Below are 10,185 nucleotides of genomic sequence, written 5' to 3' on the forward strand. Positions count from 1 at the left end.
TTCCTGATCGTCGCATTCATCTGTCGTTCAGTCTGCGAAAAGGTTCACGGATGCCGCATCAATCGGATTTGCCTTCCGTCCGCGCGCCCGCTAGAAGCCTGCCATGACCGAACGCATCGCCCTTTACGCAGGCTCCTTCGACCCGCTGACCAACGGCCATCTCGACGTGCTGAAGGCTTCGCTCGCCGTGGCCGACATCGTCTATGCGGCGATCGGCATCCACCCCGGCAAGAAGCCGCTGTTTTCATTCGAGGAACGGGTGAAGCTGATCGAAGCGGCGACCAAGGCCGAGTTCGGTCGCGACGGCGCCCGCATAAAGGTCGTGGCGTTCGATGGCCTGGTCATCGACGCGGCGAGGAGAGAGGGCGCCTCGATCATGATACGCGGCCTGCGCGATGGCACCGATCTCGACTACGAGATGCAGATGGCCGGCATGAATGAGACCATGGCGCCGGAACTGCAGACGGTTTTTCTGCCCGCCAGCCCGTCGGTCAGAACCATTACCGCCACACTTGTCCGCCAGATAGCCTCGATGGGAGGCGACATCCGCCCCTTCGTGCCGGCGGCCGTCGCCGGCGCGCTCACCGCCAAATTCGCGAAATAAAACTCCGGAGACTTCCATGCAGCTGAAGAAGCTCGCTTCGTTCCTCGTCGTGCTGGCCGGCCTCGTGGCGGCATCCTTCCCGGCCTTCGCCGCCGACAAGGAAAACACTATGATCATCACGCTGAAGGACGGCGACGTGACCGTCGCGCTGCGCCCCGATCTGGCGCCCAAGCACGTGGCGCAGATCAAGAAGCTGGTGCGCGAGGGCGCCTATGACAATGTCGCCTTCCACCGCGTCATCGACGGCTTCATGGCGCAGACCGGCGACGTCAAGTTCGGCAACATGAAGAAGGGCTTCAACCCCGAGGCCGTCGGCACCGGCGGCTCCGACCTGCCTGACTTGCCGGCCGAGTTCTCGCAAACCGAGCACTACAAGCGCGGCGTGGTCGGCATGGCCCGTTCGCAGGATCCGAATTCCGCGAATTCGCAGTTCTTCATCATGTTCGCGCCGGCGTCGTCACTCGATGGCCAGTACACCATCGTCGGCAATGTCGTCAGCGGCATGGAGCTGGTCGACAACATCAAGAAGGGCGACGAGGCGGACAACGGCACGGTCGCAGACCCCGACCGCATGGTCAAAGTGCGTATCGCCGCCGACAAATAAATCTGTTTTCTCAAAAGGATATCTGACATGGCTGAGATCAAGGACCGCGAAAACGCGCTCATCATGGAAACAACCAAGGGCAACGTCGTCATCGAAATGTTCCCCGACCTGGCGCCCGGCCATGTCGCCCGCATCAAAGAGCTCGCGCGCGAAGGCGCCTATGACGGCGTCGTCTTCCACCGCGTCATCGACGGCTTCATGGCGCAGACCGGCGATGTCAAGTTCGGCAATTCGAGCAAGGCCTCCTTCGCGCCTTCCCGCGCGGGCATGGGCGGCTCGGACAAGCCCGACCTGAAGGCCGAGTTCTCCAACGCCAACCACGGTCGCGGCACCTGCTCGATGGCGCGCGCCCAGAACCCGAATTCGGCCAACTCGCAGTTCTTCATCTGCTTCGACGATGCCGCCTTCCTCAACCGCCAGTACACGGTCTGGGGCCAGGTGATCGAAGGCATGGAAAATGTCGACAAGATCAAGCGCGGCGAGCCGGTGCAGGATCCCGACAAGATCGTGTCGCTCAAGGTCGCGGCCGACGTCAAGTAAGGTGTGAAACCACGATGATGGGCGCCGTCTGGTCCCTGCTTGGCATCCTGTCCGGCGCCTTTATCGCCGTTCAGGCGCCCATCAATTCGCAGCTGGCGCGCGGCCTGGGCCTCCCGGTCGCCGCGGCTGCGTTCTCGTTCCTGTCGGGCGCGGTCGTGCTCGGCATCATCGCTCTCGTGGTGGTGAAGCTGCAGGGCATTTCGCTAGACTGGAAAGCGCCCGCGCCATGGCTGTTCATCGCCGGCGGCATGCTCGGCGGCTTCTACGTCACGCTCTCGACGATTTTGACGCCACGTATCGGCGCCGCCGCGCTGATGGCGTTCCTGGTCGCAGGCCAACTGCTGGCCGGCATGCTCATCGACCGCGCCGGCTTCCTGGGCGTGGCGGTGCACGAGATCTCGCTCGGCCGCATTGCCGGCGCCGCGTTGCTGCTCGCCGGAGCGCTGCTCATCCGGCTCTATTGATGCGCGTCGACCTCTTCGATTTCGACCTGCCGGAAGACCGCATTGCATTGCGTCCGGCCGAGCCGCGCGACAGCGCCAGGATGCTGGTCGTCAGACCGGGCGGCGCGGGGCTGGCCGACCGCGCGGTGAGCGACCTGCCGTCGCTGCTCAAGGAAGGCGACGTCCTCGTCTTCAACGACACCAAGGTCATTCCAGCGCAGCTCAAGGGCATCCGCAAGCGCGGCGAGGCACAGGCGCAGGTCGAGGCAACGCTGCACATGCGGGTGGCGCCCGACCGCTGGCAGGCCTTCATGCGGCCAGGCAAGCGCATCGCCGCGGGCGATCGCATCCATTTCGGCCATGACACCAATTCCTGCTTTCTCGGCCGGCTCGACGCCACGGTGATCGAGAAGGGCGAGGCGGGCGAGGTGCTGCTTGGCTTCGATCTGTCCGGTCCGTTTCTCGACGAGGCGCTGCATGCGGTCGGCCACATCCCGCTGCCGCCATACATCGCCTCCAAGCGCGATGACGACGAGCGCGACCGCAGGGACTACCAGACCATCTATGCCAGGGAGGAGGGCGCCGTCGCCGCGCCCACCGCCGGGCTGCATTTCACGCCAGAGCTGTTCTCCGCATTGGACGCGAAAGGGATCGAGCGCCGCTTCGTCACCCTGCATGTCGGCGCAGGCACCTTCCTGCCGGTCAAGGCGGACGACACCGCCGACCACAAGATGCATGCCGAAACCGGCTCGGTCAGCGCCGAGACCGCTCAAGCACTCAACGAGGCCAAGGCGCGCGGAGCGCGGATCATCGCCGTCGGCACGACGTCGCTGCGCCTGCTGGAAAGCGCGGCCACGCCGGACGGCAGGCTCGCCGCCTGGTCGGGTCCGACCGATATCTTCATCACGCCCGGCTACCGTTTCCGGACGGCCGATCTCCTGATGACCAATTTCCATCTGCCGCGCTCGACGCTGTTCATGCTGGTCTCGGCCTTCAGCGGGCTGGAGACGATGCGCGCGGCCTATGCGCATGCCATCGACAGCGGCTACAGGTTCTACTCCTACGGAGACGCCAGCTTGCTTTACCGAGCGGAGACGAGCGATGGACGATGATCTGGAACACATGGACCGCGACGCTCTGGTCGCGGAGGTGAAGAAACTGCGCGCCGGCATTCGCACCCATCGCGACTCCACCGGCCACGATCTCTGCTGGCATCACCCCGACCTCTGGGCCCTGCTGCCGGAAAAGACCGAACCTGCCATCGCGGTGCCGCCCTGGGAAAAATTCATGCGCGGCTGCATCCGCTACCGGCAGTCGCTCGACGAGCAGGCACCCGGCGCGCCTGTGCACGACAAGGACTTCCATGGCTGAGGCTTTCACCTTCAAGCTGCTTGCCACCGACGGCAGGGCGCGGCGCGGCGTGATTTCGATGCCGCGCGGCGAGATCCGGACGCCGGCCTTCATGCCGGTCGGCACCGGTGGCACCGTGAAGACCATGTACATGGACCAGGTGCGCGGCGTCGGCGCCGACATCATCCTCGGCAACACCTATCATCTGATGCTGCGGCCGGGCGCCGAGCGCGTGGCGAAGCTCGGCGGCCTGCATGAATTCGCCCGCTGGCCGCATCCGATTCTCACCGACAGCGGCGGCTTCCAGGTGATGTCGCTGTCGAAGCTGAGAAAACTCTCGGAAAAGGGCGTCACCTTCCGCTCGCATATAGACGGCGCGCCCTACGAAATGTCGCCGGAGCGGTCGATCGAAATCCAGGGCCTGCTCGACTCAGACATCCAGATGCAGCTCGACGAATGCACGGCACTTCCAGCCAAGCCGAAGGAGATCGAGCGCGCGATGGAATTGTCTCTGCGCTGGGCCGAGCGCTGCAAGGCGGCCTTCGGCGACCAGCCGGGCAAGGCGATGTTCGGCATCGTCCAGGGCGGCGACAGCGCGGCCATGCGCGTGCGCTCCGCGCAGGCGCTGAAGGCCATGGACCTGAAAGGCTACGCCGTCGGCGGGCTGGCCGTCGGCGAGCCGCAGGCGGTGATGCTGGACATGCTCGACATCACCTGTCCGGAACTGCCTGCCGACCGGCCGCGCTACCTGATGGGCGTCGGCACGCCGGACGACATCTTGAAATCGGTGGCGCGCGGCATCGACATGTTCGATTGCGTGATGCCAACCCGCGCCGGCCGCCATGGCCTCGCCTATACGCGCCGCGGCAAGGTCAACCTGCGCAATGCCCGCCATGCCGACGATCCGAGGCCGCTGGACGAGGAGAGCGACTGCCCGGCCGCACGCGACTATTCGCGCGCCTACCTGCATCATCTGGTGCGTTCGCAGGAGTCGCTTGGCGCGATGCTGCTCACCTGGAACAATCTTTCCTACTATCAGAAATTGATGCAGGACATCCGCGCCACGATCGAAGCGCAGGCCTTCGATGCACGTGCCGCAGAGATCTCCGAAGGCTGGGCGCGGGGTGATATTCCGGTGCTCTGACCGGCTCAGGTGCTGAGCGACGTCGAGGCCCGCAGGCTGCAGCCGGTGATCTGGAAGCTACCGTCGGGCTGCTGCTCCAGCGTATACACCGCCTCGTAATCCTTGCCATCAGGCCCGACGATCATCACCTGCTGGATAATCGAGGTCGGACCGGTCTCCTCGACCTTGCCGAAGGCATAGCTCTGCGGCTTGCGCACCGGCGCGTAGCCGTTGGTCACCATGTTCATGAACATGTCGACCGTCGGGAAGACGCGTTTCACATTCGGCGCGGCGAAACTGTAGGCCCTGACGCCGTCATTCGCGATGAAGGCTTTCAACTGGCTGTCGATGACCGTCTGCGCCGCCTTGACCTCGGCGTCGCCTGCAAGCGCCGAGGACAGGAAAAGGAATGGAATGATTGCGAATGCGAATAACGAGCGGCGCATGCCTGCCTCCATTGTCCCCAGGGGAAATCGCAGTCCGAAGATGCATCCTAACATACGCATGGCGCCGCTTGGTGGTTTCAGCAAATCGCAGGCGCCGCGATTCGGCGATGCCGCCATGCTTGGTGCTCGTTGCTCGGCGCCTTTCGGCTGGTGCTTGAAAGCTGGGCGCCACTCTGCCAAAAGGGCCGCTTATTCGCGCAGAGGCTAGGCAGGACCGGCAATGAAGGCATTTTTCGTGCAGATTAAGTGCGATCTGGGCAAGGCCTATGAGGTTGCCGGCGCGCTTGCCGATGCCGAGATCGCCTCGGACATCTACTCGACCGCCGGCAATTACGACCTGCTCGCCAAATTCTATGTCGAGGATGAGCAGGACGTCGGCCACTTCATCAACGAGAAGGTGCAGATTCTGCCCGGCATCAAGGACACCTTCACCATCGTCACTTTCCGCGCCTTCTGAGTCGCCCTTTGTCGTTTGCCCGGGCGCGAGGCAAAGCCTGACCCAGCCCCGTCGGCCCTGCCTCAATCTTAAGCAGTCCTGACATAACGACCGCCGGCATCCATCAAATCACCGATTGCGCTTGATTTTCTCCGACGACGCCAGTGAAATGGTGTCACAGGGGAGTACGCGATTGGCAGCGTTTGATGAAATGCTTCCGGAAGTTTCCGGACTGAGAAGACCATATTCGGCTTATGATCGCTGGCTGAAGGAGCAAGACCCGGCCAGGCTTACCCAGAAAATGCAGGACGCCGAGCGCGTCTTCCGCAAGACCGGCATCACCTTTGCCGTCTATGGCGAGCAGGAAGCCTCAGAACGGCTGATCCCCTTCGACATCGTCCCGCGCATCATCTCCGGCAATGAATGGCGCCGCCTGACGCAAGGCATCGAGCAGCGCGTCCAGGCGCTGAACGCGTTCCTCGACGACATCTACCACCGTCAGGAAATCCTGCGCGCCGGCCGCGTGCCCAGGGAACTGGTCGCCAAGAACGAGGCCTTCCTGCCGGAAATGATCGGGGTCAGGCCGCCGGCCGGCGTCTATACCCACATCATCGGCGTCGACATCGTGCGCATCTCGGAGAACGAGTTCTACGTTCTGGAGGACAATGCCCGCACGCCCTCCGGCGTCTCCTACATGCTGGAGAACCGCGAGACGATGATGCAGCTCTTCCCCGAGCTGTTCCAGCAGATCAAGGTGCGGCCGGTCGAAAACTATCCGCAGCTCTTACGCCAGTCGCTGGCCGCGGTGCGGCCAAAGGGCACCAAGGATGCGCCGACCATCGCCGTGCTGACGCCGGGCAGCTACAACTCCGCCTATTTCGAACATGCCTTCCTCGCCGACCAGATGGGCGTGCAGCTGGTCGAGGGCCAGGACCTGCGCGTCGTCGACGGCCATGTCGCGATGCGCACGACGGAAGGCTACAAGCAGATCGACGTGCTCTACCGGCGCGTGGACGATTCTTTCCTCGATCCTCTCACCTTCCGCCCGGACTCGGCACTTGGCGTGCCCGGCATCATGGACGTCTACCGCGCCGGCAACATCACCATTGCCAATGCGCCGGGAACCGGCATCGCCGACGACAAGGCAATCTATTCCTACATGCCCGAGATCGTCGAGTTCTACACCGGCCGCAAGGCGATCCTCGGCAACATCCCGACCTGGCGCTGCTCCGAGGGGGACAGCCTGAAATATGTGCTGGAGCACATCAGCGAGCTGGTCATCAAGGAAGTGCACGGCTCCGGCGGCTACGGCATGCTGGTCGGGCCTGCGGCGACCAAGAAGGAGTGCCAGGACTTTGCCAAGAAGCTCGCGGCAAAGCCATCGAACTACATTGCCCAGCCGACGCTGGCGCTGTCGACCTGCCCGATCCTCACCGAGAAGGGCTTGTCGCCCCGCCATGTCGACCTCAGGCCCTATGTGCTGGTCTCCGACCGCATCCAGATCGTGCCCGGCGGCTTGACGCGCGTGGCCCTCAAAGAGGGCTCTCTGGTGGTCAATTCCTCGCAGGGCGGCGGTACCAAGGATACGTGGGTGCTGGATGATTGAGCTGGGCAGGGGGACGCAGCAATCATGAGACGCATTCTTCCCTACTCGCTACTCGCTATTCGCTATTCGCTCGACATCGGGGCAAATTGATATGCTTTTGGGCCGTACCGCCAACGGGCTCTACTGGATGAACCGCTACATTGAGCGGGCCGAAAACATGGCCCGCCTTGTCGATGCCGGCCTGCGCATGGCGCTCACCCGTACGCAGAATGCGTCCGAGGAGTGGAACTCGGTGCTGCTGAGCGCGGGCTCCGACATCGCCTTCAGCCAGAAGTACCAGGACTATACCGCTGCCAACGTTTCCGACTTCCTGCTGCGCGACACCTCGAACCCGTCGAGCACCATGTCCTCGATCGAGACCGCCCGCAACAATGCCCGCATGGTGCGCACTGCGCTGACGCGCGAGACCTGGGAAAGCATCAACGAGGCCTGGATGTCGCTGAAGCGCATGCTGGCCAGGCCCATCGACGAGCGCGACCTGCCGAACGTGCTCGACGCCATCAAGCGCGAGACAGCGCTGATCCGCGGTTCGTTCTACGGCACCATGCTGCGCAACGAGATCTTCGATTTCTCTCAGCTCGGCACCTATGTCGAGCGCGCCGACAACACGGCCCGCATCCTCGACGTCAAATACTACGTGCTGCTGCCGTCGATCTCCTGGGTCGGCTCAACGCTCGACAACTATCAGTGGGAATCGATCCTGCGCTCGGTGTCGGCGCATCGCTCCTACCGCTGGGTCTACGACGCCGACTACAAGCCGACCAACATCGCCGACTACCTGATCCTCAACGTGCGCATGCCGCGTTCACTGACCTTCTGCTACCGCTTCCTCGCCGAACACCTGAAATTCCTGGGCGACGACTATGGCGAGCGCCATGCCTGTCACGCCACGGCCGAAAAGACGCAGGCAATGCTGAGGGCGGGCTCAATCAAGGACATATTCGACGCCGGCCTGCACGAGTTCCTGGCCAATTTCATCCGCGACAACACCAGGCTCGGCGACGAGATCGCGCTGGATTACAAGTTCTATTGAGCATCAGGCTCGCAACCGGAAACTGACGCCATGCGGCTCAAGATCACCCATCGGACAGACTACCGCTACGATGCGCCGGTGCAGTATCTCTTGCAGCGGCTGCGGCTGCTGCCAGTCAGCGGCCACACACAGACCGTTCAGTCCTGGGCTTTGAAGATCGATGGCGCGCGCGAGGAGGTACGCTTCACCGACCATTTCGGCAACGACACCCGGCTTTTGAGCGTCGAAGGCGAGCCTCACGCCATCGCCATTGAAGCTTCGGGCGAGGTGGTGACGCGCGACACCACGGGCGTATCCGGTCAACACCAGGGTTTTGCGCCGCTCTGGCTGTTCGCGCAGGAGACGCCGCTGACCGCCGCCGGCGAAGGCATTCGCGAGCTTGCCGCCTCGGCGGGCAAGGGCACGGATATCGAGCGGCTTCATCGGCTGATGGGCACGATCGGTGAGCGTGTCGCCTACAAGCCTGGCGCCACCACTGTGATGACGCCGGCCGAAGAGGCACTGGCGCTTAGAACCGGCGTCTGTCAGGACCACAGCCATATCTTCGCTGCCGCGGCGCGCGCCATGGGCTTTCCGGCCCGCTATGTCAGCGGCTATCTGATGATGGATGCGGCGGTCCAGCAGGCGGCGAGCCACGCCTGGGCCGAGGCGCATGTCCAAGGCCTCGGCTGGGTTGCTTTCGATGCCGCCAACGGAATCTCCCCCGACGAGCGCTATGTGCGCGTGGCGACCGGGCGCGACTACCGCGACGCCTCACCGGTATCGGGGATTAGGCTGGGACAGGCGCAGGAACAGCTTGCGGTGACTGTCACGGTAGAGCAGTAATTCCAGCGGAATCGCTGCTAAAGAGTACCCATGACCTATTGCGTCGGCCTGAAGATCGATCGCGGGCTCGTGTTCATGTCGGACACGCGCACCAACGCCGGCATGGATTCGATCTCGACCTTCAAGAAGATGCATGTCTGGGAGGAGCCCGGCGAGCGCGTCATTGTGCTGATGTCGGCCGGCAATCTGGCGACCACGCAGGCCGTGGTCAGCCTGCTCGACGAGCGCACCAAGGCAGTGGCGGATCGCCATGCGACGCTGCTCGAGACGCCGTCCATGTACCAGACGGTGCGGCTGGTAGGCGATACGGTCAAGGAGGTCATCGCTCATTCCTCGCCCGCAGGCGACAAGGCCGATTCCTACTTCAACGCCTCCTTCATCCTCGGCGGCCAGATCAAGGGCAGCCCGCCGCGGCTGTTCATGATCTATCCCGAGGGCAATTTCATCGAATCGACCGACGACACGCCGTTCTTCCAGATCGGCGAGACCAAATACGGCAAGCCGATCATCATCCGCGCCTATGAACGCACGATGAGCCTGGCCGAGACGGTGAAGCTGCTTTTGGTGTCCTTCGATTCGACGCTGAAGTCGAACCTGTCGGTCGGCCTGCCGCTCGACCTGCTGTTCTACGAGAAGGACGCCTTCAAGGTCAGCCTCAAGAAGCGCATCGGCCAGGACGATCACTATTACCGCACAATCTCGGACGGCTGGTCGAACGCGCTGAAGACGGCTTTCGCCAGCCTGCCGGATTTTCCGGGGTAGGGCGGCGCGACCTCACCGAATCATTGCCTTCATATATTTAACATGTTAATCAACACCCGAGCGGTTGCATTTGCCGGCGCGGCGGCCGGCTACTGGGAGGAAACATGGACAATAACGAATTCCGCACTTGGTCTAGGCGTGCCGCCGACTGGGGTGTCGACTACCGCGACACCTTGCGCGAACGGCCGGTGCGCCCAGCGCTTGCCCCTGGCGAGGTTTTCCATGCCATCGAGGTCTCGCCGCCGGAAACCGCGGAACCGATGGACAGGATCTTTGCCGATTTCGAGGAAAAGATCGTGCCCGGCATGACGCATTGGCAGCACCCGCGCTTCTTCGCCTATTTCCCGGCCAATGCCGCCCCAGTCTCGGTGGTTGCCGAGTATCTGGCTTCGGCGATGGCGGCGCAGTGCATG

14 protein-coding genes are annotated in these 10,185 nt (G+C 63.3%); 13 read left to right on the forward strand and 1 reads right to left on the reverse strand.

Annotated elements, in window-relative coordinates; genetic code table 11:
- Positions 1–103: 103 nt before the first annotated feature.
- From coaD to tgt, 7 genes are all read left to right on the forward strand, one after another.
- Positions 104–604, forward strand: a complete 501-nt coding sequence (gene coaD, locus EOA33_RS12940) for a pantetheine-phosphate adenylyltransferase (protein ID WP_126054740.1) — start codon at positions 104–106, stop codon at positions 602–604.
- Between the two features lie 109 nt (positions 605–713).
- Entirely contained in the window at positions 714–1,208 is a 495-nt protein-coding gene (locus EOA33_RS12945; RefSeq protein WP_245455680.1) for a peptidylprolyl isomerase, read from the forward strand.
- 27 nt (positions 1,209–1,235) lie between these two features.
- On the forward strand, positions 1,236–1,748 hold the full coding sequence (locus tag EOA33_RS12950) for a peptidylprolyl isomerase (RefSeq protein WP_126054738.1): 513 nt from the start codon (positions 1,236–1,238) through the stop codon (positions 1,746–1,748).
- Between the two features lie 14 nt (positions 1,749–1,762).
- Positions 1,763–2,212 carry a DMT family transporter gene (locus EOA33_RS12955; RefSeq protein ID WP_127405799.1) on the forward strand — a complete coding sequence of 150 codons (450 nt, stop codon included), beginning with the start codon at positions 1,763–1,765 and terminating at the stop codon, positions 2,210–2,212.
- On the forward strand, positions 2,212–3,303 hold the full coding sequence (queA, locus tag EOA33_RS12960; protein WP_126054736.1) for a tRNA preQ1(34) S-adenosylmethionine ribosyltransferase-isomerase QueA: 1,092 nt from the start codon (positions 2,212–2,214) through the stop codon (positions 3,301–3,303). The genes EOA33_RS12955 and queA overlap by 1 nt, the downstream gene beginning before the upstream one ends.
- Positions 3,293–3,562, forward strand: a complete 270-nt coding sequence (locus EOA33_RS12965; RefSeq protein ID WP_126054735.1) for a hypothetical protein — start codon at positions 3,293–3,295, stop codon at positions 3,560–3,562. The genes queA and EOA33_RS12965 overlap by 11 nt, the downstream gene beginning before the upstream one ends.
- A complete protein-coding gene (tgt, locus tag EOA33_RS12970) occupies positions 3,555–4,685 on the forward strand; it encodes a tRNA guanosine(34) transglycosylase Tgt (RefSeq protein WP_127405800.1) in 1,131 nt (376 codons plus the stop codon). The genes EOA33_RS12965 and tgt overlap by 8 nt, the downstream gene beginning before the upstream one ends.
- A 5-nt stretch (positions 4,686–4,690) precedes the next feature.
- Here the strand turns inward: tgt and EOA33_RS12975 are convergent, their stop codons facing one another.
- Positions 4,691–5,110: a DUF4864 domain-containing protein gene (locus EOA33_RS12975; RefSeq protein WP_127405801.1), complete on the reverse strand. Its 420-nt coding sequence runs from the start codon at positions 5,108–5,110 to the stop codon at positions 4,691–4,693.
- Positions 5,111–5,330: 220 nt separating this feature from the next.
- Between EOA33_RS12975 and EOA33_RS12980 the strand changes: the two genes are divergently transcribed.
- The 6 genes from EOA33_RS12980 to EOA33_RS13005 all read left to right on the forward strand — a co-directional run.
- The gene (locus EOA33_RS12980; protein ID WP_127405802.1) at positions 5,331–5,567 is read left to right on the forward strand and encodes an Lrp/AsnC family transcriptional regulator; all 237 of its coding nucleotides are present in this window, start codon (positions 5,331–5,333) and stop codon (positions 5,565–5,567) included.
- A 172-nt stretch (positions 5,568–5,739) separates the two neighbouring features.
- Positions 5,740–7,152: a circularly permuted type 2 ATP-grasp protein gene (locus tag EOA33_RS12985; protein ID WP_189363092.1), complete on the forward strand. Its 1,413-nt coding sequence runs from the start codon at positions 5,740–5,742 to the stop codon at positions 7,150–7,152.
- Between the two features lie 91 nt (positions 7,153–7,243).
- Complete coding sequence (locus tag EOA33_RS12990; RefSeq protein WP_126054731.1) at positions 7,244–8,185, forward strand: alpha-E domain-containing protein; 942 nt, start codon at positions 7,244–7,246, stop codon at positions 8,183–8,185.
- 30 nt (positions 8,186–8,215) lie between these two features.
- A complete protein-coding gene (locus EOA33_RS12995; RefSeq protein WP_126054730.1) occupies positions 8,216–9,010 on the forward strand; it encodes a transglutaminase family protein in 795 nt (264 codons plus the stop codon).
- 30 nt (positions 9,011–9,040) lie between these two features.
- A complete protein-coding gene (locus tag EOA33_RS13000) occupies positions 9,041–9,772 on the forward strand; it encodes a peptidase (RefSeq protein ID WP_126054729.1) in 732 nt (243 codons plus the stop codon).
- A 104-nt stretch (positions 9,773–9,876) separates the two neighbouring features.
- A partial coding sequence (locus tag EOA33_RS13005; RefSeq protein ID WP_245482327.1) for a pyridoxal-dependent decarboxylase occupies positions 9,877–10,185 on the forward strand: 309 nt, incomplete at its 3' end.

It is taken from the genome of Mesorhizobium sp. M4A.F.Ca.ET.050.02.1.1 (assembly GCF_003997725.1).
Classification (GTDB): Bacteria; Pseudomonadota; Alphaproteobacteria; order Rhizobiales; family Rhizobiaceae; genus Mesorhizobium.